Raw genomic sequence first — 25309 nt, forward strand, 5'->3', positions numbered from 1 at the left:
TTAGAGGATAATGAGTTGATCTGATTTTGTTCTGGTTACCGGTCTCCTTATTGTTACCGGCTCATGGTCGCAGCAATCTTCGCCCCGGCATCTGCACCAGCTTTCGCATCCGGGATTATCGATGCACACATCTACGGAGCCTGCAATAAGAATGCTCCTGGCTGTAACAGGCTGAACGATTTCAAGTTTGCCCGCGATGGATAATGTTGCCATTTTCATTTCATCGTGGACCATGTGCAGCTCAATGATGTAGTCGACGTAATCAAGGGTTTCCAGGAACCTGATGATGTCAGACCGGTACACTGGTTGTCCGAACGAAAGTTTTTCATGTTCGCCGATCGCCCAGGGAGCCAGGAAGTTTCTGATGTCACGGTTGAGTTTCTCCTTGTAATATACCTCATCCTTATCCGGCAACAGTTTGACCCTGATGCAGAGGTTCACTTTCTCATACCTGGGGTTCATTACTTTCAGACGGACAAAAGGGGATATGATCTTTCTCAGGTTCTCTTCAATGGCTTCGATCAGACTCACCGGGACTTTCGGTTCAAATGATCCCGCGGCCTTTAGTTTGGTCATATCCGGGATCACCGCTACCAGGACGTAACCCGGGGCAATGGTGAAATCGTTAATATATTCGTTAGCATTCAGGCCGTAGGTGTGGTTGATACATTTTGTTTTGAAGACAGAAGGGAAGTTCTCGAGAACCAGGCGCTCATAGTCAAACTTCTGAATGCCCCTGTTCTTATGGCGTAACAATTCACTCACCCGCACATAAAAATGCCCTTCCTCTTCGGGACGGGTGCCGCCAAACGATTCGTAAGGCTGCCCGATCTTCGATACGGAAGAGTCCGCTTCCTGCAATTTTGAGATCGAACCGGCAGGCAATGCAGTGTCCAGCCTGAGCTTGTCGTTGGTCGCCTCATTGGTAAACGTAACTTTGACCGCCTGGGCATGGATCCCCATCAGCTCACTGACCGAAGTCGTTTTGCAGGGGACCGAAACCCTCAGCCAATGCAGTGAGCCCGGTAGGATGGTATTTTCCTTGCTGATGTTACCGGGTATCGTAAATCTTACAATCCCCGAAGTCGTCAGTCCGTTTGTCGCATCGCTCAGTACCTCAAAACCTTCCCGCATCAGTTTCCACCTGTTGTTTTCCAGATAGTACCATACAGGTTTTTCCCGCTCCGATTCCGAGTCGGCAGTGGCCTCTGCAAACTGTAAAAGCATGCTCAGCGTGGATCCTGGTACCAATTCTTCCAGGCCTATGTAAAAATTTCCCTCATCGCAGAAGCTTGGAAAAAGCATGGCGCCCTGTTCAAGTTCTTCCGGTTTGAATGTGCCCGCATAAGGATACAGGTGGATCAGGTCGATATTGTCCGCCGTGGCAGTCGCCGTATAGTCCAGCGAGATGGATTTGATAATAGGGGTCCATGGTTCGTTAGGGATTACTGCCTGGAATTTATCGCTGTTGCCTATCACATTCTCTACTGAAATAATTCTGGCTTTCAGCGCAGCCACGTCCAGCATCAGATTTTCGCCTGCCGGGAAACTGGCCAGTATCCTCCTGATCTCAGTCGCATCGGACGCACTGATTGGACCCGCCAGTCCCGATCTGTCGGCGATGTTGTTCGGATCGTTAACATTTGATCTGACCCGCTCGGCAATCGTGTTTGCGATCAATACATCTGTTTTGATCAGATTGGTATTAAATACGATCAGGTTGCCGGTAGTCGCATCATAATAAATGGCATCCTCTATTTTTCCATCCGGCAATTTTCCGAGCGCCATCATCTGACGTGCAAGCACATACGAATATTCTTTATGACAAAAATCCTGCACCTGTAAATTCATGCGGATGAAGCCGTCCCGGGTGCTTACTTCATAACGGTCCGCCTTGTTTTTGTTAAGTTTAAATCGCTGCACAAGCGGGAAAAACTGGTTTTGCAAAGCAATGGTCTGTCTTCCGGCAACATGGCCGCATACGTTGTTGTTATTGTGATCAAATAACTTCCGGTCGTGGTAGGGCTGTCCCATAATAGCGACGGTGGAGGTGACGGGGCCGTGCGGCTGTTCTTCTTTCCACCTGCCGTTTTCCAGGACGGCGATATTGATCAGGAAGCGATTCTTGTCCAGACCCGGTAGCGCGCCTTGTTTCAGGTAACCTTTGTAATATTCGTGAAAATCATTCGGCAGGTCCTTCCAGTCGATATTCACACAAATGCTGTTCCATTTTTTCAACAGGATTTCCCTGCTGCCGATGTAAAAGTTCGGCCCTATGAGGTTCAGGTTGCCCAGGTTGTTTAAAGGAGGAAGCGGTTTTTTGATGTCGAAATCAATGACTTCCGGTCTGGTACCGAACGGGTATACCGGCGCATTCACATTCTGAAGGCTTTCGTCATTCTGAACGACAAATTCTTTTACCCCACACACCTGGACATCGATTTTTGTATCAGAACTTGCCTTCACATCCCTGAAAAAATGGTACAGGGACACTTCCTGTGTCTTTGCTTCAAATGGTTTTCCGCAGCAGGATGTTTTGGTATCGCGGCAGTTGTCGGCGGGTATTTCTATTTTGATCTTGTCATCCAATTCGACTTTCACCACCGGCAGTTCGGCGTGCAGGTCTTCTTTCAGTAAATCTGCATCGTAAAACCCGATCTTGTCTTGTTCAGGAAGGATAGTGGAAATGATTTCCAATGTGAAATTGGTACCGCTGATGTTGGTGATGCTGATCTGCAGGTTCTGATCCTCGGGCTTAACCCAGCCTTTTTCGCCGCTGAACATTACATTCAGCGCTTTGCGCGGATAAATCAGTTCTTTCATGATATCCTGCTCCACGGCATTGAACTGGCCCGTGTACTCTCCGGCAGTCAGAACGGTTTCAAAAACGTATTCCTCTCTGCCGCAGTAGCATAGGGCCGGGTCTTCTTTCTCCCCGGCTTTAGTGTCCGCCTTGCCGGGTCTTCTGTATCTGGTCAGCAACAATGCTTCGAGTTTATCCCTGAGGTCGTTGCTTATTCCTTTGGCGACCAGCGAAGCAATGATCGGCCTGCTGATATGATAATAAGTGTTCTTCAAAGCATTTTGAACCAACCCAAGAAACAGGCGGGAAGGCAGTGCGTCCTGGCAGGTATTTTGAGCTGACAAAACAGGCAAAGTAGCGCTGGCGGCAGCTCCGGATAAAGCGGAACGGTCGTCACAGCAGGGATTGGCGACGGGTCTTTCGGGCTGCTGCGAAGCGCAAAAATCGGGGAGTGACTGGCAGGGGATAGAAATGGTTACCTTCCTGGTTCCTTCCTGCAGGTACAGGACGGGCGAAGCCAGCACAAAACCCAGCCGCGCATTGGGGTAGGGGTATAGGAAATCGTTTTCCGGGTCACGGTATTTGCTCCATTTGGCACCCAGCGTCTCCCGCGAACCCGGTTCGGCAAAAGGCTTGTCGACTCCGTTGGCCATGGTGGCATCAGGCGCAATATGCACGCCTTCCAATACCGAGAAAGTCCTGCAGTCTTCTCTGCCAACGCTGAACCTGACAGGCGCGTGCTGAAGGAATAATGTCCGCTGCTCTTTTACCTTAGCCTTGTTGGCTACCAGTTCGTCATCGGATGCAAAAATGATATCCGTTTTGTTTGCGTCCTTACCATCTTTGAAAGCAATACCTTTTTTCAGGAGATAACTGTCAAGCTGTTTCTGGATCTCTATTACAAGATGTGCATGGTCCGGCTTGCCAGGCTTGGGTTTGAGTCGGAGAACCTGCTGATAGAAATGGTCGAGGTGCTTTTTTGTAAACCTATTCAAATCGCTTTGCAGGTGTTTGAAAAGGCTTAGAAATGAAAAGATAATGGCCAGGTGGGGTGGGTGCCTCTCCCTTAACTCTTCCTGTAACGGAATGAGGCTTTGTTCCAGTCCCATTTCTGCGGAAGTCGAAAACAGCCTTAAGCTATCTTCAAAAATTGGAAGCAACTGATAAATCTTGTCGTAGAGGCCGAGCAGCCTCTGGAGATATGTGCTGCCCGCTGCCTGATAGCTCGTGTCTTCTATTGTAAGATCGGAGGGGTGGAGCATCCACGCCGGATTAGCGGCCAGGGTTGTAAAATCAATGCTGTTGGTGCCGAATTTGTTGGTTGCTGCATTGGCATAGGAAATGAACTGCTTAAGTGCCGAACCCAACTTATCCTTCATCATTTTCTCCATCACAGGGTCCAGCGCAGATTGTTTTCCCGCTACCTGCTGATGCCAGCCGTTGATTTTTTTGATCAGCACAAAAAGCGACCGTAATTCCAGGAACAGGCCTCCTTTGGTAGGATGTTTCAGGAAGCGTTTTCGCTGGCCAAGAAACCGGTCTGCTGCTTGCTTTCTGTTGTATTTCGCTATGGCCGCCAGCGTAAATGGCAGACTCGACGAGAAGAATGCCTGCCAGTCACTAATTTGAAGATTCTCGTCATAATATTGGACATGCCGTGATAACTGTACGAAAAAATCCAGGAGGTCGGCGAGCGATCTGTTGTCGATGGCAGTTTTCCCGGAAAGGAGTTCCGGATCGACCCTGTCCCGCTGGCTGGTACCCGGATCATTTTTGAACGGGTGGATAAGTTTGATACAGTCGATCATGCCGCAGTTTATTAAATAGGTTTTACAGCTTCATTCTTGTAGAAATTGTAGACGTAGTTAAATCTTGAGTTCGTACCGGGTATGCTGTAGCTTATATCGATCAGGAAGTTGCCTTCCAGGTTGTCCGAAGATCCTGCGCTGGTCACTTCGATCTTGTCCACCACGATCCGCGGTTCATAGTAAAGGATGGAATTGGCGACCCGCTCTTTGATATATCCGATCGTGCTGCTGCTCAGTCCTTCGAATACATAGTCGTTCAGGTTGCAGCCGTAATCTGGCTGCATTACCCTTTCTCCGAGTGAGGTCGATAGCAGTATGTAGAGGCTTTGCCGGATATCCTCCTCGTCGCGGACCATATCAACGGTGCCGGTTGCGATGTTGAAAGCAGGGGGGAAGGCCCAGCCTTTGCCCAGAAAACTATTTTTACTATTCTCCATATTATCCTCCGATTTGAACTGTTGGGTTTCCGGCTACGATCACGCCGCCATGCGCGGTAAGATCTCCTTGTCTTGCAGCAGGCCTGCCACCGATCATCACAGTGGCGGAACCTTTTGCGATACTGTCCGGCGGACCTGTACACACTACAATGTCCCCCGCAACAGCCGCAGGCATACCGCCGATGATCACCGACGCTACGCCCGGCCCTACCACCGGCCCCCCGACATGCGGAACTCCGCCCGGGTTGACCATGGGACATGTATGCAGATCGGTAATTCTTGCTGCTGCCGGCATCAGTTGATCTTTATCAGCGAACCTGTTATTTCGGCAATACCGTCAGCGTTGATCTTGAGCATGGAACCGCCTATATCGACGGAACCATCAGCTTTGATCTTCATCGTGGAGCCTCCGACCGTCAGCGCTGCGCCTGCTTTCAGGATCAGGTCTGCGCCTGCGTCTATTTCAATGTTCTTTTTGCTGCTGAGCTTGATCCCTGTGCTGTCGAGCGAAACTTTGTTATTGTTCTGATCTTTGATCTCGACGCTTTTGCCGGATTCATCCAGCTTTATACTGTTTCCCTTCGGTGTGTCTATGGTGATGGTCTTGGTGTCGTCGTTGAAATGGATACGCATTTTGCTGCGCGTAAAAATTCCCTTTTCATGGTTGTCGTCCGATGCCACCAAAGGGGCTTTCATGGCACTGCTGTTCAGCATTCCCAACACCACGGCATCATTCGGGTCGTCATTAATAAACCCGACAATGACCTCGTCGCCCCGCTGGGGCCTGAAAAAAGTTCCCCGCTCGGCGCCGGCGTCCAGGCAAGCCACTCTTGACCAGATCCCGTTCGCATTGTTATCGAGTGTGGCGATCCTGACCAGGATCCGGTCTTCTCCGTCCGGGTCGCCTGCAAGCTTCACGACTTTTCCAATCTGAAGCCCGCGGATACCTCCGACCAGCCCCGATGCAGGTTCATCGTTGATATCCTTATAGAGTTTGGAATAGGTTTCCGGATCAAGTCCGAACTGGATATTGGTTTCCCATACACCGTTCCCAATATCATGCTTGACGCCGGTAACGAAAGCATTGCCGTTGTAGCGGTCACCAACACCATCCAGTTTCAGCATATCACCGGGTTTTATTCCCGAGAAACCCGTGATCTTTACCCTTCCCCTGATCTTCGAAAGCCGGCTTCTCATCATTACACTGTCGGTCCATACCTTCAGTTCCTGCTGCGTCACGAAGCCACTGTGGTGCAATTCATATTCCTCCAGGTTGATCGTTTCCGCAAGCCTGGCTCCTGCAAGGTTTCCCAGTTGCTCAATGTCTTTTGCTTCTTCGGTATCAGCAGTGAACAATGCCTGGTTGCTGTAATCCCAAGCGATTGCTTTCACCTGTTTCCACTGGTTGCGTGCATCCATTTCTGCTTCAAATTCCATAATGGAGCTTCCGAAGCTGGCCTGCACGACGGGCTCGGCCTTGGTGTCCGGTTTGAATGTTTTGAGCGTCCCGTCCTCTACGGATACGAGCAGGCCGCTTGCTTCTGCACGAAGCAGCAGAAAGTCCCAGTCGGTGATGTGATGCTGCACCAGTTCCCTGTGGAGTATGGTAGTTTCTGTTGCGTCAGCCTTGAGTCCCTTGTAGGCTTTGACCAATTCTTCGGTTGCCTGACTGTCCTTTACATTTTCAAAGTATTTACTTTTTCGCCCGACGGTCATTTTAACGGTTTCGTCCCGGCATTCCACCATGAGCTGGGAATTTCCGCCGGATTTCACCTGTATGGCCTGCCTGGTGATAATGCCGCTGAAAACCTGTTTGTTATCGCCGTCGTAGCCCAGCTTGACCACAATTTTTTTTCCCGGAATGAACGTATCGCTGTTACTGATCTCAAAACTCTTCCCGGCTGCATCTCCGTCCCTGAGAGATAGCTTTACCATAGGAATCCGGTTGAGTTCTTTGATCACGCTGAGCATGGTCAGCTGATAGGATGCATTCATGGCCTGCCCGTCGATGATCACATCGAAAGAAGAAACGTCGTGCTTGGAAGGATTTGGAATAATAAGCTCCTGCATTATCGTTCGTTTTTGTCAAATGGAGGAAAATTCAGCTGGCTGGCGGGCCGGATCTTTCTGATGCTCGTCAACCGGTTCGCTTTTGCTACCTGCATGAGGTGCCTTGGATCATTGTAGATCGTATAGGTCAGCCAGTCGAGCCGGTCGCCCTCCACTACAATCCTGGAATGTGTCAGGTCGGGGGACGACGCTCTCGATTCGGCGAGCAGCTGTTCACGGGATTTGTGCGCGATGAATGTGGCTGTAACTTTGACCCTGAGCGGAGAACCGTCGGGTTCGAACAGGGTGTAGTTGAGGTCCAGGTTTCCGAGGATGCATTTGAAATTCATGTCCGAACCCCACATCACGATCAGGAAGCGCGGGCGGTGGATCTTGCCATCAAAATTATAGACACATTTTTTCAGGTCTTCGATCTGATCATGCACCTTCCGGCTCTTGTACCCGGTATTGGCCCCACCGTACCCCTCCATAGTTTTGGTGCCGTCCAGGATAAATTCGAGGCGCAGCTGTTCGGGTTCGGTTGATTTGTATTTGGCTTCCGATCCGGCATTGCCGTGCCCTCCGGAAGTGTCTGCATTCACCTTAAGTGTTTGCATGAATGACTCCGGATTGATAGGGGTGGTGAAAGCCTTCGACGGGTCTTCGTTTTTGAAGTCCCGTTGCTCGAAAGTGCGGATCACCAGCTTTTCAAGTTTTTTCCTATCGCTCATTTTGTTCTCTTAAAATGGCTAGCACTTTATCGACACATTCTCTGATAACGTCCTCTCCGGCACCGGCGCTGGACGAAGATCCTTTGCCGGCGGCGTTACCACCAGTCCCGGAACCCTGCGCCTGGTCTACGGTTGCTTTGATCACGAGTTCCCTTATTTCAATCGGCATATAGGAAATTATTTAGCGTTAAAAGCTTTTAACTCGGAGAAAATCAGTCGGTTGTAATTCAATTCGAGGGTTTCGAGCAAAACCTCGCTCCGTTCGGCGTTCAGCTCGGCTATCTTCCAGCTTCGCGGCCAGACATTCGTTGCCGTCCAGCTCATCAGCGGCTGATGGTCTTCTCCCAGCAGGTCGATGATCACCGTGTCAATCACCTGAAATGCTTCTTTGCCGGTGGCCAGGTCGAAGGGTTCGCCTTCAAATGTCTTTTTCAGCCAATCGGAGACTGGGGAACTTTTGGGGCCTACCAATCCTCTCTTCAGTACGAGCGGTCCGAACTTCCTTCTCGTCGGGATCACATGTTCGAAACGGTTTTCACCTCCTTCCTTGATGGTTTCAATATCAATGGTCGAGTCCAGTCCTGCCACGGACTGGAACCTGATATCCACCGAACCGCTGTCGCCGGCAGAAAAATGTACGGCGAAGTGAAATCCAACTGCCTGATAACCATTCTCCATTGTGCTATTTTTTAGCTTCCACGATCGTCAAACCTTCATGGGCCAGCTCCATACTTTCAATAGCGATCTCGCTGGCGTCTGCTTTGAGGTCGGTGGAGGTAACCTTTGTGGGCCACGCCTTTGCCACCGACCAGGATATGACCGGTTGATGCTCTTCGTTCAATAGCCTGATCGTTACGTCCCTTCTGAACTTTTCTTTGCCTTCCTGGAACATCATCGTTTTTTTCCATTGTTCGAAAAATTCGAAGTCGCCGTCGAAGGTGCCGCGCTTGAGCGTGATGTTCTTATACTCAGTAAGTCCCGGCTGCTTGCCCTTGTTGAACAGGGGACTGCTTCCTTCGCGGTATTCGATCACTTTGGTTTCGAAGTCCAATCCGCTGACTTCTGTAAATCCGATCCGGGTACCTCCCCAGTCAAGCTGGAAATGGAACTTGGGCAGCGGATATGCTTTTTTTGGGTCATCTGCCATGTTATCTGATTTTTATAAATGAATGAATTAGGCTTCCTCTAACATTTTGTGCATGAATGTCAGGATGATAAATTCAGCCGGCCTCACCACCGCGAGTCCGATCTCCACAATCATTCGTCCCTCCCAGATGTCCAGCTCCGACATGGTTTCGCCCAGTCCGATATGAACATAGAACGCTTCTGCCGTCGAAGCTCCCATTAATGCACCATCGTTCCATTGTTTGGTGAAATAGTTTTCAAGCATAGCTTTCACTCTCGTCCAGGTATTCTGGTCATTGGGCTCGAATACGAATTGTTCGGATGCGTTTTTGGAAGATTCTTCCGCCATGTTGAAAAAGCGCCGTACGGGGACGTAGCGCCATTCGTTATCGTTCCCCGCCAGCGTTCTTGCGCCCCAGATGATCGCCGGGCCGCGGCCGGGGAATGAACGGATCACGTTGACTGACTTTCCTGATACGTCATCGACGTTCATGCCAGCCTGCTGCAACCCTGTTACGATGATCTCGGGCCGGATCGCCAGACTGATGTTGACGTTTGCCGGCGCTTTCCATACCCCTCTTAATCTGTCCGTTGTCGCATATTGGCCGACAACGGCCGGGGCGGCGGGGAGCAGCATTTCCAGATTGCTGATCGCCGCGGTTGCCATGTTGTACAAGGCATTATTGGCAGCTTTAAGCAAGCTCAGGTTTACCGACGGGCCTGCCCCGGTGATCGTAACCTGCGTTTCGACAGAATGGTCATAGGTGAGCAAGGTGTACAGTCGCGGATAATACGCAGCCCCGTATTTTAGCTTTACCAGGTCTCCCGGTGTTGTGCTCCGGAGGTCGGCGATGGGGTTAGCCGTAGGGAACACATCCATGACTGTGAACCTGTCCTGTAAGGCGACACACTGGGTCAGCGCATGATCAAATACGCCGTAATAATTGCCGAGGGCACCGGCGCCTTTGATGTTGACGCTTTCGGGTACAACCAGGAGCGTTACTTCATTAATCGTCCCTGCATCGTCGATCCCGTTCCTCAGGTCGAGCGGTGTGATCGTACCTGCTGCGCCGGTGTATGTTTTTACGGCGACGATGTAACAAGGCCCTCCTCCGTTCGCAAAAAACATCTGGAGGGAATAATACAGCAAATGCACCGAGGCTGTGGCCGGGTTGATTCTGGCTGTCGCGACCTGGTTTGGGGCTACGCCTGTGAAGTCGACCACAATGCCGGTTTCCGGTTGCGCTTTCCCAAAGTACTGTTCGTACTCCATCATGGAAGTAATTCTGGTAGGTACCCTCAGAAGATCGTTCGCAACTTTTCTTTGCGCTTTCTCGGTATAGCCAACAAACGCGGGAATCGCTGTTTCCACGGACGCTATTGAAGGGGGAAGTTTGGGTATTTCCTTGATGTAAACACCCGGCGTTTTAAATTCTGACATCTTTATTCAATTAAGGTTAAATGAATGGATGATTTATACTAAGGGGAATAAATTGGAAGCGGCGACCTGCATGTTCAGGAAAATCTTGTTTCCTTCTCTCTTCGCCTGCATTGTCGGTTCAGGATTCGGGAGAAACTGAAAGCTGTTATCGGGCTTTTTCAGATTGACCGGCGTGTACGTCATCGGTATCGGGTTCTTGGAAACCAGGACGCCGGAATTATCTGCCAGCAGGTCCTGGGTGGCCGGAGTGAGCTTGAATTTCCTTTGGCGATTGTTGGCATACTGCCAGAAGGCAGACTTACTTTTCATCCAGAGTTCAAAGACCGGGGCGGGCTGCCTTATTCCGGCCGCGCTGATCCGGGTAAGCAGATTGCCGCTGGCGTCCAGCAGACGGAAAGCTGCCACGGCAGGTTTAACGACGAGGTCGATTACACCTGCATACCGCTCGGCTTCCAGCTCATCGTGGGCAAAAAGGAGATTGATAAAGGTTTTGGCGTAACCGCCATTGCCTGTCACTTCCAGCTTATAAAGCTGGTCGGCTGAAACCGTGTCGTGCCTTACCGCTTTGATCACCTCTTCGCTGGTACGAAAACTGACAAATACATTTTGCATAGCCGCCGCAGACTGCATGTCTATCTTTTTCACAATAGCATTCGTCGAGTCTTTGAGGGTAAAGGTGGCGGTGGTAATGTTTTCAAATGCACTGAACGTGTACACAAACGACAACGGCAGCAAGTGGGCGTCGTTCGTGTTGACATAATGCTTGCCTGGTAATGCGAGCCAGGGGTTTGGGGCACCGTTATTGAGAAATGCCTTGGCCACCCCGGCCTGCATCGCAATTTCGCTTTGCACGTATTGCTGGGCAGGGACGAGAGCGGGTAGGGGCGAAGACAGAAACGGAAATGTTTTGACGAACGGGATGTCGTTGCTGCTGAAATACCACAATGGATTCAAGGGTTTTGGGCTTAATTCCGCCGAAAACCGCCGAATGTCGTTTTTGTACCTGACCAGGAGCCGCAGGCAAAGCTGATCAGGAAGCGGTACGATAGGCGTATACAGAACGGCACCGCTGGCCAGCTTTTTTTTCTTGCACTTTATGGCCAGCTTGAAACCTGCATAGGCCGGTAATACCCGGATATGATAATTTGCAAAAGTCAGATTGAATGGATGTTCAAGGAAGTCGAGGTCTTCATGAATGGAAGGAAGGTCCTTTGCAAACCGCTCAGATAGAAAATCGAGACGGTCAGCTTGTGCCGGCATTTCAAAAATGGTTTCACCCTTATCCCTGGTGAGATAATATTCATGGAGCCACTTTACTTCACATAATATTTTATAGATAGTCATATTATGAGATTTGATTTGGTAACCAGGTTTGTCTCTATTTCTTCGATCAGCGGTACTTCTCTCCGTATACTCCTTTCCGTAATGCTTACGACGCGGACCTTGTACATCACGAAAGGGATTTGCCGTCCTCCCAGCGACCCCCAGAGATGGTTGATCTGTTCGAATGTCAGGGTGTACATTTCAAGTTTGAGCTTCAGCGAAGCGATATCGGGGTCCGCAAGGTTGCTCAGTTCGGGTGGCAGAGGTATGGACGAGGAGGCAGGTGTAAAAATGTTTTTGCCCTGGAAAAACTCAATGACAAGCGAAATACGCCGAAGCGCCTCAACATAACCGTTGTTCGGCGTCACCCCACCTTGAAAATTGGCTGTGAAAAGAACATACAGGTTCAGGTACACCGGCCTGTTCTCGTACCTAGCCCGGTTGTCCGGCCATTTGCTGAATGTCTGACCATTTTTGAGGCTGCTCTCTTCTTCGATATTGACGAGGGTTACGATGATGTTTTGCGGCAGAGCGCCTGCTCCGCCGGTTTCGAATAACCCGATATTTTCTATAATCACTGGTACGGGATCTCCCTGGGCGATCAGGTAGGCCGTAAGTTCTTCCCGCAACAGAATCAGGGCGCTGGCTATCATAACTTTGGTGGATACAGGTAATAATCTTCTCAAAGATATTGCTCGCCCGGGCGCCCGGAAATCATGGAAAACATGATTTTTGGATCAGATAATATGATTTTGTTTCATGGTTTTAATGAATGCACAACCCTTATAATTGCGGGTTTTTATTTGATCCATCCTCTCCGGATAGCTTCTTTCAAAAGGGAGACCAGGGAGTGGGTATTTGTTTCAGACATCAGCGTCTCAATAGTCGCCCGCACCGAGCTTTCCTCGATTTCCAGACAGGTCCCGATCTCAGATTCAGTAAGTTCTTCGGCAAGCAGTTCGAGTATGGCGACTGAAATTGGAGGTAACATCTCTTGGTCTTCTGATAGCTATTCAAATTTCAAATAAATGCAATCGGGGATCAATCATGAAAACCATGAGCTTTTAAGCCCATTCAATGACTTTGAACCGAAAACAATTAATAGAAACCTGGGTATGTGTGGGCCGGATGAGGTGACGAAACCCGGAAAGAGCGGAAATAACTGCTTTTTAAATGATGTGATGCCTTACCGCGTAAAGTGCCAGCCCGACGGTTCCTTTTACACCCAGTTTCTGGATGAGGTTCCTGCGATGAGATTCCGCAGTCGGCTGACTGATAAAGAGCTTATCGGCAATTTCAGTAGTTGAAAATTCCTGGGCGATCAGACGCAGCACTTCCAGTTCCCGGCTTGATATTTTGGACGGAAAAGTTTCAGCATAGGTCTCTGTCTTGTTTTCTGTGTTCTGGGCCAGTTCCATGAGGACTTTGCTGCAAAAATATTTCTTGCCGTCCATCACCGTTTTGATCGCATAATATAACTCTGCCGAATCGGTATCTTTCAACACATAACCTTCCACGCCGGCAAGTACTGCATTACATATCTGTTTCTTTTCTTCGACCATGGTGAGCATAATCGTTTTTACCGGCGGAAACCGCTGACGCGTCTGCAGGCACAGATCGATACCGGAAAAATCAGGTATCTGGCAGTCGGCGATAAGCATGTCTATCTCATGGAGTTCCATAAATTGCAGCGCTTCCTTTGCAGTCAACGCGGTACCCAGCACATTCAAATTATCATTTGCTGATAACAACAGGGAGAGGCTTTCCAGAATAATGCGATGTCCGTCTACCAGAAGAATACGTGTCTTTTTCATTGCAAAGAAGTGAAATGTGAAGATGCAACAATAGAAAGATGTGGAACTTTTGCTTTTTATAGCAGACAAGTAAAGTGCAAATACCAGGTTCAAATACCACCTTGCACCTTTGGCTTTTGCAAAGGCGTCATTCGGTATTTAATAAAAAAAGTCGGGAGCACAAAAGAACACAATAACACCGGCAAAAGACAACCGTTAACTAAATTTGGTTTATGCACTTATTCTGGCGATTTTTTCATAAAAAGAGGCCGGCTTCACTGCCTGCTGACGGACTAAAAAGTACAAGGGATTTACGAATTTTTCGGATTACAATATGACTATCAGGTGTACGGTTTTATTCGCACTCTTCTGGCTGGGAAGCCTCTCCGTTATGGCAGATTTATGCCAGCGGGTTTCTTCGGTCGGGGCTCAGCAGGACACGGTGTTGCCGGGAAGTGATCCACTGGCTTTCGACAAAGATCTTTCGTATACGCTGCTCAATGAGGCACATGGTTTTGCGGATAAGAAAATGGCGGAAAGTGCGCAGAAACGCGGGCAATACTGGAACCGGGATTTTACCTCCCGCAGCGCCTACGAAACGTCCGTTGAACCCAATCGCAAGCGGCTTAGAAAGGCAATAGGGATTGATGAAAGAGGTTCTGAGAGGGGTAATTATAACCTTGGCTTACCGGACCCCCGACCGCAGGTTGGAATGGAGCGGTTTGCTTATGACCGCGATTCGATCCTTGTGGCAGAGACTTCAAAGTATCGTGTCTATCAGGTTCGCTGGCCAGTACTGAGCCGGATTTCGGGAGAGGGGTTGCTGCTTGAACCCAAAAACAAAGCAACCGGAAGTGTGATCGCTATTCCCGATGCAGACCAGACCCCTGAACAACTCGCCGGACTTGCGGCAGGTATTGCTCCGCAGTCTCAGTTTGCCCGTCATCTCGCTGAAAATGGCCTGCGCGTGCTCGTTCCTGTCCTCATCGACAGGTCGCCTGTATTTCCAGGAGAGACTAAAGAGCAAACAAAACGGGAATGGCTTTACCGACAGTCCTATCATATGGGTAAACACCTGATCGGATTTGAGGTGCAGAAAGTACTTGCGGCGGTAGATTGGTTTAAACAGACCTATGGAAGCAAGGAAAAAATTGGTGTTGCCGGTTATCTCGAGGGCGGGCTCATCGCCTTTTATGCAGCGGCCGTCGATCCGCGTATTGATGTAACTTTGGTCAGCGGGTACTTTCAGTCACGCGAAAATGTTTGGAATGAGCCCATATACCGCAATGTATGGGGGCTGCTTAATGAATTCGGGGACGCAGAAATGGCGACTTTGATCGCTCCCAGAGCATTGATTGTTGAATATAGCGCCATACCGGAAATATGGGACGGCAAGCGGCAGGACCCGACCAATTTGTATAATTACTCCGGATACAAAGGCCATCTGAAGACACCGGATTTTGAAAATGTATCGAATGAGTTCAAAAGAATCGATCAACTTTTGAAGCCTGACTTCCAGTTCCGCGAGCTGGTAGCAAAAGGTAAAAATGCGCCGACAGGGTTCGGGTCAATAGAAGCGCTGCATGTGTTTTGCAAAAAAATCGGGAAAGACAACATCCTGCCGTTATCCGGTGAAACCCCCAAAGACCAACGGGGATCGTTCAAACCGGCCGACCGGCAGTTCAGGCAGGCGAAGGAAATAGACAATCACGTGCAGTGGCTGCTGAGAGTTTCCGACTATGAGAGAAATAGCTTTTTTCTATATAAAGTCATACCTGAGATCGGCAACAGAACCTGGAGCACCAAAACCTACCATCCCTATTATCCTGTCGGGCCGTTCATCGAAAAGTCAAAGCCTTACCGGACTATTTTTCAAAAGGAAATCATCGGAGAATTTGATGACGAGCTTACGGATCCGTCGCCCCGGACACGTAAAATATACGACACCGTAAAATGGACCGGATACGAAGTGGTACTGAAAGTGTTCGATGGATTATCCGCAGCCGGGATTTTATTAATTCCCAAAGACATTCAGCCCGACGAAAAACGGCCGGTCGTAGTTGTACAGCATGGCCGTAACGGTGTGCCGGCTACTGTGATCGAAGGTAACACGAGCTACAACGATATCGGTGCCCGCCTGGCCGATCAGGGGTTTGTCGTTTTTGCACCATTTGGGATTTATAACGGTGAAGACAGGTACCGATGGTTGGGGCGTAAAGCAAATACGCTGCAAAAGACGATGTTCTCTTTCGTTCTTGCCCAGCACAGGCAGATTCTCAACTGGTTACCGACGCTTTCTTATGTGGATAAAAACAGGATAGCATTCTATGGCAAAAGTTACGGAGGCGAAATGGCGATGCGCATTCCTTCAATTCTGGAAGGATATTGCCTGTCGGTGTGCTCGGGTGATTTCGGCGACTGGAGCCGGAAGGTGACGGACACCTATTGGCACAACAGCTTTATGAACACCATTGAATGGGAAATGCCTTATTTTAATATGGGAAGTACATTCAGCTATGCCGAAATGGCTTACCTGATTGCTCCCAGGCCATTTATGGTGGAGCGCGGCCACGACGATCTGGTACAGCCGGATGAATGGGTCGCCTATGAATATGCCAAAGTAAAATACCTCTACGATCGGCTGAACCTGGGCGATAAAACTGATATCGAGTATTTTAACGGAGGGCATGCATCACGGAACGAGGGTGTTTTTAAATTTTTGCACAAACATTTAAACTGGCCCTGAGCCATGTCAATGAGCAAGGCGAGATCCCGGCTCGAAGATCACCCGGGTCATGAAACTCATCCCGTCGGTCCGGGAGTTTGTGGGAATGCCTGTTACGAAGCCGAGCGACAGGTTGGACGCCAGGATCAATTTTATTTGCGGACGCAGCACCGTATGGTGGCTCGTGCCGGAGAACTCATCATTTACCTCAACACCCACGAAATTTCCGCCAGGCAGCACATAATGCATACTGGCGTTGGTCTGATAAAACAAGTCGCGCCTCGATTCCCCCGGTGTAATCTCCCATTCAGGCCCGGTATAGATCATGCTGTTTATCCTGTTCCCCCATTTTTTAGCAACGATAAAGAACGGACTGATGGAATTTCCTTTCAGCATTCCCCGCCCATGATCGATCGAGTAAAATGAATGTGCGCGAAATTCATGCATATATCCCCCGGCCATGGACATCTGATGTTTTTCGGAAACCAGGAAAGTGTATTGCGCGGCCAGTTTCAATCCTTCAATGCGGTTTCTGGGTATCTCTGCGCCTTCCTGCGCATGAGCCGATTTGTAAAAAGCAAATGGAACTTCCACTTCCAGCCCAAGCCGGTTTACAGGTGAAAATTCATATTCGACGAAAGAGTGGTTGATCCTGTAATCTTTGTGTGCCTCTATGCCATAGCCGACATTCCATTCTTTTTCCCCCTTTCTGGCGCCGAGGTCGCGGATCAGGTCCATGTAAAGTGGTTCGGCGTGGTGTATTTTCAGGGGCTTTGCTTGCTGTGTTGAATCGGTCTGTGCGGTAACCGGCATACTTGCCGAAACGAAAAATAGGATGGTGATGATGATGTGTTTCATGTCTTTAACGTTTTTTAATACAAGGTTAAAGGCTAAAACCGGAAGGAATTGGGAAAGAATAAGTGATTTTGGGCTAATCAGAATTATTTACAAATACTTTTATCGCATGTTTTCCATCAAAGTCATAGGTAATGCGGAAGCCGTACAAATCCGCGATCGCTTTGACGATCGCCAGCCCCAGGCCGGTATTGTTCTTATCCCCCGATTCTTTGTGAAAACGGCGGAATATTTTCTCCTGATCCAGGGGTATAGCCGATCCTGAATTTGAAATTTTGAAATAACCCGTACCAATTTCTATGTCCAGCACTCCATTCGTGTGGTTATGTACAATCGCATTTTTCATCAGGTTTGAGATCAACATGATCGCCAGGTCCCTTTGCATCACCACATTCAACTGGTTTTTTTCCGCTATTGAAATTACGACGCCTTTATACGCTGCAAAATCGGCGAATTCTTCTCTCAGGCCCGACACTACTGCATTCACCGACACCGTTTCTGTTTCACCAAACTGCCGGTTCTCTATTTTCGAAAGCAGCAAAAGGGATCTATTCAGCCGGGTCAGCCTTTCCAGCGTCTGGATCACCTGCCCGATTGTTTCCAGGCCCGCTTCTGTGAGTTCATTTTTTTCAGCGAGCAATTCCAGTCTGTTCATACTGATCGCGATGGGTGTCTGCAATTCATGCGATGCATTCTCGATAAACTGCTTTTGGCTGTTGTAGGTCTCTAAAGCATGTTGCACCAGCGAAGTGACCGACTCACTCAGCACCTTGAACTCCTTGACATTGGTATCCTCCGCCTGGAAAGACTGATGTTTCCCGAGCCTGAAATTTTTGAGCTGATCAACCAGCTTGTAAAATGGCTTCCAAACCTTTTTCAGAAGAAAGTTATTGACGATCAGAATACTGGCGAGCAAAGCAATGTAGAGCCAGATAAGGGCGAAAAACAAATCCTCGATCAGGTCGTCCTCCTCTACCATGGATGAAATAACCTTCAATTCGTAGTATTTTTTGTCAAGCTTAAATGATGTGGTCAGCAGACGGACCGGCTCCATGTCCTCTTCGTACGGCATGTACATCAGCGTGTCTTTATGGACGTCCTTGATTTTTTTCGCACTTTCCCTGCTGATCTCCCGGATCTCGTAGTTCCCCTCGGCGAATTCCGTCTTGTGCAACGTGCTGCGATCGGCATGTGCCTTTTCGATGATCAGCATTTTGTAATTATCAAGCCCATCGTCCAGGCTGTCGTACACTTCGTCGAGCATATTCACATAAAAAATCACCGCCCAGACGCTCAATATCCCGAACAATGCAAATGCGAGGTATTTTAAGGTATGATTGAGCAAATTCATAACTGTACCAATTTGTAGCCGATCCCGTAAACAGCCTGGATTTCTACATCAGCCTGATTGTCTTTCAGCTTCTTCCGGAGGTTCTTTATTTGTGAGTAAATAAACTCATAATCGTCTGCCTGGTCCATATAATCTCCCCATACATGTTCGGCCAGAGAAGTTTTGTTTACGAGCCGGTTCTTGTTGACGATCATATACGTGAGTATGTCAAATTCCTTCCGGTTCAAAAGCAAGGGCTCTCCGGCAATCGCCAGTGTCCTTTCTTCCGGATCCAGTACGAGGTTACCGATCACGATCCGGCTTTTGCCCTGAAAAGATTTTCTGCGTAATACCGATTTGACGCGGGCAGTAAGCTCTGCCATGTGAAAAGGCTTGGTGAGATAGTCGTCCGCTCCGAGATTCAGGCCTGCCAGCTTGTCATCCAGCGAATCCTTAGCGGAAATGATGATCACGTTATCCGATTTGTCCAGGTTTTTCAATTCCTGCAAAAGGTCGAGCCCGCTGCCGCCTGGCAGCATGATATCCAGCAAAATGCAGTCGTAATGAAAGGAAATAATCTTATCCAGCGCCGAGTGGTAGGTGCCCGCCGTTTCAACCAGAAAGTTTTCCAGTTCCAGCGACTGCCGGATCACGTCCAGCAAGTCGGCTTCGTCCTCAATGATCAGAATTTTCATAGACCGTAAATTTGAGATACAAAACTGGAAAGAATCTGGAAAGATTGTCGTAACCCACTTTGATCGCATCCGTTTTTCTGCAATTTAGGAGAGTTTGCCGCTTCCGGCTGACTTTGCGTGGGGCAAGGCTGCGGCCACAGACCTGCCTGCTTTTATTTTTTCTTTTTCGGAGGTGCCGTATTCAGGGAGGTTGCAAAATAAGGTTCCAGGTGTTTGAACATCGCTTGTCTGAAATCATCCGAGGTTCCTTTCCGTATCACTTCCAGGATGTCCCTGTGCGTCACAGGGTTGGGTAATTCTACATGTGCCCTCTTTTTAGAATAATCGGTGAACACATGATTGAAAACGGGCATTAACAAAATTTGAAATCTCTTGAAAGTACTGTTGCCGGTCATTTCATATAATTTTCCATGAAAAGCTATCTCTTCTTCTTTCGTTACTTCGAAGTCATTGCTTTGCAGGTTGACTATCGCTTCCAGTTCTTCAATATCTTTCTTCGTTTTGCGTGCGAAGAGGAACTCTGCTATACCCATTTCGAGGATCAGGCGCAATTCAAAAATGTTTTTCAGGTTTTTTGTCCCCAGGATAAATGGATTGAGGACTTTCTCCATGCCAGTCAACAGATCGGGCTGGGACATCACCATCCCTTTTCTGGGACGAGTTTCAATCATGCCCAGCATGCGGAGACGGCTCAGAGCCTCGCGGACTACATTGCGGCTCACATTCAGCTTTTGGGCCATTTCCATTTCATTCGGAAGAGGGTCCCCCGGTTTGAAGGCGTTTTCTTCAAAATATTCGCGGAGGATATTCTCCACGCGATCCGTCATGGACAAACTTTCAAGGGGTGCAAGCATAGTAGTGAAGTGATTATTCGGGTCTTTTCATTCAAATTGACGCCCAAAATTAGCATGATTAGAGATGTGAATATTTAACAATTATTTTCAATACAATTTGGCTTATATTAAAATTCAATTATTAGATTTGTTCTACAAATAAACATAAAATTTAATGATTATCCATCGGTTAGCTTCTCGATCGCACAGGAATGTTGTGTTTGATGCGAGACTGGCGTGCGTAAGGGTATCGATTGGATTGTAGCAGGATCAAACATGAGTGTAGGAGCTGAGTTTTTTGAATACAAAAAGTTTTCCGGCGGGCGCCCTGGGCCGCGACTTTTACTGATCGCCGGCATTCATGGTGATGAGTATGAGCCCATGCTGGCGGCAACTGCTTTGATACAAGAACTTCCGGAGCTGTTGTCGGCCGGAGAGGTGGTAGTGGTGCCCGTCGCTAATTATAGCGCTTACCTCGGTCAGGCACGTTGCGGGGCCGATGGCCTCGATCTTGCCCGTACATGCCCTGGCGACCTGAATGGGAGTATCACGGAACAGACAGCCCACCATCTCAGTGCGCTCATCAGGAATTCCGATTATTTGGTGGATATGCATACCGGAGGTCTGATGTACGATATTTCACCATTGGCCGGTTACATGCTGCACCCTTCTGCGGAAGTGCTGGAAAAACAACGGCAGATGGCAGCAGCCTTCAACCTCCCGATCATGTGGGGAACAGAACCCGGGCCGGAAGGCAGGACGCTGTCCGTCGCGCGTGACGCTCATGTTCCGGCGATATATCTGGAGTACGGCGGCGGAACGGGTTTGCGACCGCAAGTCATAAAAGCATACAAAGAAGGCGTCATCAATTTGCTGAAGAGCCTGCGGATGATCGATAGCCCGCCCGATATCCTACCGCTGGTAAACCGATACTGGGTAGAAGACCATCGGCTCGACAGCGGTTTTCTGCAGGGAAAAATGCCTTCTCCGGCTGACGGGATTTTTGAAAAGAATGTCGGAATAGGAAACCTGGTGGTGCAGGGACAAAAATGGGGTAGCGTCATCAATCCGGTTTCAGGTGAACACACGCCGGTATATGCTGATATCAACGGCCTGGCCTTTCTGATCCGTGATATTGTAAAAGTTAAAAAGGGCGATTCGCTGGGAGGGATTTTACCTGTTCAGGAAACCGGGAAAATAGTCACCTGCGAATGATCAGAAAGCAGCACTTATTGTCGGTTTATCAATGTGATGTATGACAGGTTCAGATCAAACCTTCGTAACTATCCAGTCAAAAAAGGACAATTCTCCGGCGAATTTTGAGCTCGATCCGGAAAACATGGGCAGCGTCTGTATTCTCAAGTCGTAAGGCCGGTACTTTTTTGCTCCCCGACGTGTAAGCAAATACGTCAATGTGTTTTTGGCCCCTTACCATTGCCGTGCAGATCTACTTTGGAGAAAAAGTGCCAGGGGGTAAGTAGGATTTAGGTAAACGCTTGTTTACTAACATGTAGTAAATGACACCATCATATGCCGGAATTCTCCTTTTAACACCGGATAAACCCTTAGGCCATGAAATATTTTCTTATTACAACTTCCCCATTTTCCCGTGCAGGGGCAGAGCCCCGGCTTCAGATCAAACCGCGACGCCAGACATCTGCCCATTTTCGTTAACGCACCCGGGATCTCAATTTTGCCATAAAAGCTGGTTTTGCAAAGATCTGTGATCTTTTGCGAGTCCATACTTAGCCTAAAATGAACTTCCACCAAACCCCCATGATCCAACCTATGTAAAAACCAAAGCATGTCAATTGTGGACGGAATTGCGAATGCAAGTCCACCCGTTTACTTACTTAATCCATTTTTACTCATCTTAAATCAATTAAAATGAAGAGAAGATTACCACTACTCCTCTTGTTTTGCATGTTTATGTGCTTGGGCGCATATGCGCAAATCCAGGTTTCAGGGAAGGTTACCGACGCGGCAGGCGGGGAGCTGCCTGGCGTAAGCGTCGCTGTAAAGGGAACCTCTACCGGAACCACGACCAATCAGGATGGTACGTTCACGATTTCAGACGTACCGGGTCAAACTTCAGTTATGATTTTCTCATTTGTTGGATACACGGCACAAGAGGTTGTCGTAGGCAGTAAAAAAGTATTCAATGTAACGCTGGTGGAAGAAAATCAGCAGCTGAACGAGGTGGTGGTGGTTGCTTATGGAACCAGCAAGAAGAAAGACCTTACCGGCGCGGTAACTTCCGTCGATTCCAAAACCATTGCAGTTCAGGCTAACTCAACCGTAACGCGCGCGCTAGAAGGTGTGGTGCCGGGATTACAGGTTTCCTCCGTGGACGGACAACCGGGTCTGGATATGGGTATCCGTCTGAGGGGTGCCGGTTCTACCAGCCAAAACAGCTCCAATGCGCTTATTGTAATTGACGGCGTTCCGGCAGAACATGAAAATGCCCTGGCGTCGATCAGCCCGAAAGACATAGCAAGTATCAGCGTCCTGAAAGACGCCGCATCTACTGCTGTGTATGGATCCAGAGGGGCCAACGGAGTTGTAATGGTAACTACAAAAAGAGGTTCCAAAGGAAAGACCAGGATAGGGTTTGAAGGGCGCTGGGGTGTGAACTATGCCGGCGCACTTAAGTACGACAAGATTACCGACTCGAAGGACATATATGAATATGCGTGGCAGGCTATCTACAATTCGGTTCGCTATGGAGTAGGCGGTGGTCCCTCTACAAACGGAACATCGACCACCAACCTGCAAAACCCCAATATGTCGCATGAAGATGCAGCACAATTCGCAAGTGCGCATTTGTTCGACTATGCGGGTTCCACGACCAATTTTCAAACCAACTTGCTGGGTAACTGGATGCTGTACGACGTGCCTGGTGCCATATATACCACAACCGGCAGCGGAACATCCGCCAGCTCTACGATGTCAGGCGCGTATCTGGTAAATCCGGATGGAAAACTGAATCCAAATGCGAGGGAGCTTTACCAGGCGGGAAGTTATGATAACTTCTTTCTGGAAAAGAAGCTTCGTCAGGAATACAACCTGTCGGCAAGCGGCGGAACGGATAAAATCGATTATTTCACTTCCCTGGGGTATCTGGAAGACCCTTCTTACATCCGCGGATCAAAATTCGCCCGCTACAACGTGCGTTCCAATATCAACGCACAATTGTTCGACTGGGTAAAGGTGGGGGCCAACATCGGTTATACCAACCGTAACACACAGTCGCCGGCCACCCGCTTTGGACGTAACGCAGGGTCGGCAACGGCCAACGTTTTCCGCTGGATCAACGGACAAAGCCCTCTGATCTCATTGTATGCAAGGGATAAAGACGGAAATATCAAGAAAAATGCGGACGGAAGCGACATGGTGAACGTGAAATTGGGGGATTCCTACTCCCCGGTCGGGCCCACCAAAACACCTACTTCGGAAGCAAACCTCATCAAGTTACTCGATGACGATATCGACACGCGCGCGTCGAATGACCTGAATCTGAAAGGGTATGCAACTTTCAGCTTTCTGAAGGATTTCAGCCTCACTACAAACATTTCGTACGATCGTTTCTCTGAAACAAGGACCCGCTACGGCAACAGCGGCACGGGGCCTTACGTAAACGTCGGCGCGTTCGGAAAAACGTATCAGAACGTTGGCATTCTGGACGCTCAGCAGTTACTTAACTGGGCGCACACCTATGGTAAACATGCCGTAACCGGTATGGCAGGCCATGAGTACTACGAATACAATCTGGACAATTTGAACTATAACTCGGCATACGGCCTGATAGACGGCTTTCCGGCTTACGCCAACTTTGTGGGCCGCTACACGGGCGGTACTTTCGCTTCTCCGGGAGGAAATATCATCAAGACTGCCATGGAAAGCTACTTTGGCAGGTTGAGTTACATTTATGATGAAAAATATTACCTCGAAGCATCTATCCGTCGTGATGGTTCGTCCAAATTCAAATACAAGAATAACCGCTGGGGAACATTCTGGTCCATTGGTGGCGGATGGAGAATCAGCGCAGAGGATTTTATGAAAGGTACTGAATCCTGGCTGAACGATCTTAAAGTTCGTTCCAGCTATGGTTTGATCGGTAATCAAAGCGGTATCGGTAATTACTCAGGATACCAGTTGTGGTCGTACGGAGCGGTATATTCTTCAAGTACGTCCGGTACCGGTATCCCTGCTTCTTTCACATTGAGCCAGGGAGCATTTGTAAATGACGGCTTAACCTGGGAAAATACGAGAACATTCGACGCAGGTATCGACTTTACGATGTTCCAACGTGTACACGGGTCGATCGACTGGTACAACAAGCACACCATCAACTCTGTTTACAACCAACCCATTGCGATTTCTCTGGGGCAAAGCACTCTCACGAAAAACTCGGCAGGTTTGCGCAACCGCGGAATTGAAGTGGATGTGAATATTGATATCATCAAAACCAAGAATATCAACTGGACCGTCGGCGTGAACGGCACACATTATACTACGGTCCTCACCAAAGTACCGGCGGGTATAGGCTCCAGGGAACTCAACGGGAACTGGACTGCCGGTGTTGACGGATGGGCAGTGAACGGAGGAGGTTCAACAGGGGAGACGGCCTATCTTCGTGGTGTCGGAAAGGATTTTTACAACCTGTATTTCTTCAAATACGGCGGGGTTGATACCAACACCGGGTTACCGTTGTTTTACCACCGGGTCACAGAGGCCGACCAGGCAGCAGGTAAATATGGTGATGCAACAGTGGGCTCGGATGTCAAAATTACAGACTACTCACAGGCAAGCCGTTACGAAATGGGGAGTGCGCTCCCAAAATGGATCGGTGGATTTACAACCTCGTTCCGTTACAAGCAATTCGATTTCTCAGCCATTCTTGCGTATCAGCTGGGGGGGAAATTCATGAGTGTCGAATATGCCAACGGACTTTATGTAAATGGTAACATCGGAAGCGCATTGTCGTCAGAGCTGATTGGAAACACCTGGACGCCTGAGAACCCGAATGCAAAATTCCCGATGGCATTTTACGGTAACACCTACTACACCAACGGCGCAACTATAGGAAGCTGGATGTACTCGGATCTGGGCTTGTTCAGCGCTTCATACCTGAACGTTAAAAACCTGTCGATCGGCTACAACCTGCCTGCATCATTGCTTTCAAAAATCAAGGCTAGTAATTTCCGGGTGTTTGCGTCTGCCGATAACGTTGCTATGATTACGGGGCACTCCGGGTACGATCCCCGCATGTCATTGGTGGGTGGTCTTGAAGTGGGCGCCTATGGCTATCCTTATATGAGTACGGTATCAATGGGTATTAACCTTACTTTCTAAGAACCT

The 25309-nt window shown here is 48.9% G+C and carries 20 protein-coding genes; 3 read left to right on the plus strand and 17 right to left on the minus strand.

Annotated elements, in window-relative coordinates:
* From FBF61_RS14960 to FBF61_RS15020, 13 genes are all read right to left on the minus strand, one after another.
* Positions 1-4611 carry a baseplate J/gp47 family protein gene (locus FBF61_RS14960; RefSeq protein WP_138478537.1) on the minus strand — a complete coding sequence of 1537 codons (4611 nt, stop codon included), beginning with the start codon at positions 4609-4611 and terminating at the stop codon, positions 1-3.
* A gap of 11 nt (positions 4612-4622) precedes the next feature.
* Complete coding sequence (locus FBF61_RS14965) at positions 4623-5048, minus strand: gp25 family contractile injection system sheath assembly initiator (protein WP_138478539.1); 426 nt, start codon at positions 5046-5048, stop codon at positions 4623-4625.
* Position 5049: 1 nt separating this feature from the next.
* On the minus strand, positions 5050-5343 hold the full coding sequence (locus tag FBF61_RS14970; protein ID WP_138478541.1) for a PAAR domain-containing contractile injection system baseplate protein: 294 nt from the start codon (positions 5341-5343) through the stop codon (positions 5050-5052).
* Positions 5343-7118, minus strand: a complete 1776-nt coding sequence (gene vgrG, locus FBF61_RS14975) for a type VI secretion system tip protein VgrG (RefSeq protein WP_138478543.1) — start codon at positions 7116-7118, stop codon at positions 5343-5345. The genes FBF61_RS14970 and vgrG overlap by 1 nt, the downstream gene beginning before the upstream one ends.
* Positions 7118-7828 (minus strand): CIS tube protein, encoded by a 711-nt coding sequence (locus tag FBF61_RS14980; RefSeq protein WP_138478545.1) that lies wholly within the window; start codon positions 7826-7828, stop codon positions 7118-7120. The genes vgrG and FBF61_RS14980 overlap by 1 nt, the downstream gene beginning before the upstream one ends.
* Positions 7818-7997 carry a DUF5908 family protein gene (locus FBF61_RS14985; RefSeq protein ID WP_138478547.1) on the minus strand — a complete coding sequence of 60 codons (180 nt, stop codon included), beginning with the start codon at positions 7995-7997 and terminating at the stop codon, positions 7818-7820. The genes FBF61_RS14980 and FBF61_RS14985 overlap by 11 nt, the downstream gene beginning before the upstream one ends.
* Positions 7998-8005: 8 nt before the next feature.
* Positions 8006-8506 carry a phage tail protein gene (locus tag FBF61_RS14990; RefSeq protein WP_138478549.1) on the minus strand — a complete coding sequence of 167 codons (501 nt, stop codon included), beginning with the start codon at positions 8504-8506 and terminating at the stop codon, positions 8006-8008.
* 4 nt (positions 8507-8510) lie between these two features.
* Positions 8511-8975 (minus strand): phage tail protein, encoded by a 465-nt coding sequence (locus FBF61_RS14995; RefSeq protein WP_138478551.1) that lies wholly within the window; start codon positions 8973-8975, stop codon positions 8511-8513.
* A 27-nt stretch (positions 8976-9002) separates the two neighbouring features.
* Entirely contained in the window at positions 9003-10394 is a 1392-nt protein-coding gene (locus FBF61_RS15000; protein ID WP_138478553.1) for a phage tail sheath family protein, read from the minus strand.
* A gap of 33 nt (positions 10395-10427) precedes the next feature.
* A complete protein-coding gene (locus FBF61_RS15005; RefSeq protein ID WP_138478555.1) occupies positions 10428-11738 on the minus strand; it encodes a hypothetical protein in 1311 nt (436 codons plus the stop codon).
* Complete coding sequence (locus tag FBF61_RS15010; RefSeq protein ID WP_138478557.1) at positions 11735-12370, minus strand: contractile injection system cap protein; 636 nt, start codon at positions 12368-12370, stop codon at positions 11735-11737. The genes FBF61_RS15005 and FBF61_RS15010 overlap by 4 nt, the downstream gene beginning before the upstream one ends.
* A 146-nt stretch (positions 12371-12516) precedes the next feature.
* On the minus strand, positions 12517-12708 hold the full coding sequence (locus tag FBF61_RS15015) for a hypothetical protein (RefSeq protein ID WP_138478560.1): 192 nt from the start codon (positions 12706-12708) through the stop codon (positions 12517-12519).
* Positions 12709-12886: 178 nt separating this feature from the next.
* Positions 12887-13531: a response regulator gene (locus tag FBF61_RS15020; protein ID WP_138478562.1), complete on the minus strand. Its 645-nt coding sequence runs from the start codon at positions 13529-13531 to the stop codon at positions 12887-12889.
* A 313-nt stretch (positions 13532-13844) separates the two neighbouring features.
* Here FBF61_RS15020 and FBF61_RS15025 point away from each other — a divergent pair, with 313 nt between their 5' ends.
* Positions 13845-16256 (plus strand): alpha/beta hydrolase family protein, encoded by a 2412-nt coding sequence (locus tag FBF61_RS15025; protein WP_138478564.1) that lies wholly within the window; start codon positions 13845-13847, stop codon positions 16254-16256.
* A gap of 6 nt (positions 16257-16262) precedes the next feature.
* Here the strand turns inward: FBF61_RS15025 and FBF61_RS15030 are convergent, their stop codons facing one another.
* The 4 genes from FBF61_RS15030 to FBF61_RS15045 all read right to left on the minus strand — a co-directional run bounded on the left by FBF61_RS15030 (position 16263) and on the right by FBF61_RS15045 (position 19969).
* Positions 16263-17093, minus strand: a complete 831-nt coding sequence (locus FBF61_RS15030) for an HAEPLYID family protein (protein ID WP_138478566.1) — start codon at positions 17091-17093, stop codon at positions 16263-16265.
* Positions 17094-17166: 73 nt separating this feature from the next.
* Positions 17167-18441, minus strand: a complete 1275-nt coding sequence (locus tag FBF61_RS15035) for a sensor histidine kinase (protein ID WP_138478568.1) — start codon at positions 18439-18441, stop codon at positions 17167-17169.
* Positions 18438-19115, minus strand: coding sequence for a response regulator transcription factor (locus tag FBF61_RS15040; RefSeq protein ID WP_138478570.1), 678 nt, complete (start codon positions 19113-19115; stop codon positions 18438-18440). The genes FBF61_RS15035 and FBF61_RS15040 overlap by 4 nt, the downstream gene beginning before the upstream one ends.
* Positions 19116-19267: 152 nt before the next feature.
* Entirely contained in the window at positions 19268-19969 is a 702-nt protein-coding gene (locus tag FBF61_RS15045) for a FadR/GntR family transcriptional regulator (RefSeq protein ID WP_138478572.1), read from the minus strand.
* A gap of 255 nt (positions 19970-20224) precedes the next feature.
* Here FBF61_RS15045 and FBF61_RS15050 point away from each other — a divergent pair, with 255 nt between their 5' ends.
* Both FBF61_RS15050 and FBF61_RS15055 read left to right on the plus strand, forming a co-directional pair.
* Positions 20225-21163, plus strand: coding sequence for a succinylglutamate desuccinylase/aspartoacylase family protein (locus FBF61_RS15050; RefSeq protein ID WP_138478574.1), 939 nt, complete (start codon positions 20225-20227; stop codon positions 21161-21163).
* Positions 21164-21835: 672 nt separating this feature from the next.
* Positions 21836-25303 carry a SusC/RagA family TonB-linked outer membrane protein gene (locus tag FBF61_RS15055; protein ID WP_138478577.1) on the plus strand — a complete coding sequence of 1156 codons (3468 nt, stop codon included), beginning with the start codon at positions 21836-21838 and terminating at the stop codon, positions 25301-25303.
* Positions 25304-25309 lie beyond the last annotated feature (6 nt).

It is taken from the genome of Dyadobacter bucti (genome assembly GCF_005869225.1).
GTDB lineage: Bacteria > Bacteroidota > Bacteroidia > Cytophagales > Spirosomataceae > Dyadobacter > Dyadobacter bucti.

Bases quoted from the DNA above. Each gene is read 5' to 3' on its own strand.
- FBF61_RS14960 (WP_138478537.1), bottom strand. From the start codon at position 4,611: ATGATCGACTGTATCAAACTTATCCACCCGTTCAAAAATGATCCGGGT.
- FBF61_RS14965 (WP_138478539.1), bottom strand. From the start codon at position 5,048: ATGGAGAATAGTAAAAATAGTTTTCTGGGCAAAGGCTGGGCCTTCCCC.
- FBF61_RS14970 (WP_138478541.1), bottom strand. From the start codon at position 5,343: ATGCCGGCAGCAGCAAGAATTACCGATCTGCATACATGTCCCATGGTC.
- vgrG (WP_138478543.1), bottom strand. From the start codon at position 7,118: ATGCAGGAGCTTATTATTCCAAATCCTTCCAAGCACGACGTTTCTTCT.
- FBF61_RS14980 (WP_138478545.1), bottom strand. From the start codon at position 7,828: ATGAGCGATAGGAAAAAACTTGAAAAGCTGGTGATCCGCACTTTCGAG.
- FBF61_RS14985 (WP_138478547.1), bottom strand. From the start codon at position 7,997: ATGCCGATTGAAATAAGGGAACTCGTGATCAAAGCAACCGTAGACCAG.
- FBF61_RS14990 (WP_138478549.1), bottom strand. From the start codon at position 8,506: ATGGAGAATGGTTATCAGGCAGTTGGATTTCACTTCGCCGTACATTTT.
- FBF61_RS14995 (WP_138478551.1), bottom strand. From the start codon at position 8,975: ATGGCAGATGACCCAAAAAAAGCATATCCGCTGCCCAAGTTCCATTTC.
- FBF61_RS15000 (WP_138478553.1), bottom strand. From the start codon at position 10,394: ATGTCAGAATTTAAAACGCCGGGTGTTTACATCAAGGAAATACCCAAA.
- FBF61_RS15005 (WP_138478555.1), bottom strand. From the start codon at position 11,738: ATGACTATCTATAAAATATTATGTGAAGTAAAGTGGCTCCATGAATAT.
- FBF61_RS15010 (WP_138478557.1), bottom strand. From the start codon at position 12,370: ATGATAGCCAGCGCCCTGATTCTGTTGCGGGAAGAACTTACGGCCTAC.
- FBF61_RS15015 (WP_138478560.1), bottom strand. From the start codon at position 12,708: ATGTTACCTCCAATTTCAGTCGCCATACTCGAACTGCTTGCCGAAGAA.
- FBF61_RS15020 (WP_138478562.1), bottom strand. From the start codon at position 13,531: ATGAAAAAGACACGTATTCTTCTGGTAGACGGACATCGCATTATTCTG.
- FBF61_RS15025 (WP_138478564.1), top strand. From the start codon at position 13,845: ATGACTATCAGGTGTACGGTTTTATTCGCACTCTTCTGGCTGGGAAGC.
- FBF61_RS15030 (WP_138478566.1), bottom strand. From the start codon at position 17,093: ATGAAACACATCATCATCACCATCCTATTTTTCGTTTCGGCAAGTATG.
- FBF61_RS15035 (WP_138478568.1), bottom strand. From the start codon at position 18,441: ATGAATTTGCTCAATCATACCTTAAAATACCTCGCATTTGCATTGTTC.
- FBF61_RS15040 (WP_138478570.1), bottom strand. From the start codon at position 19,115: ATGAAAATTCTGATCATTGAGGACGAAGCCGACTTGCTGGACGTGATC.
- FBF61_RS15045 (WP_138478572.1), bottom strand. From the start codon at position 19,969: ATGCTTGCACCCCTTGAAAGTTTGTCCATGACGGATCGCGTGGAGAAT.
- FBF61_RS15050 (WP_138478574.1), top strand. From the start codon at position 20,225: ATGAGTGTAGGAGCTGAGTTTTTTGAATACAAAAAGTTTTCCGGCGGG.
- FBF61_RS15055 (WP_138478577.1), top strand. From the start codon at position 21,836: ATGAAGAGAAGATTACCACTACTCCTCTTGTTTTGCATGTTTATGTGC.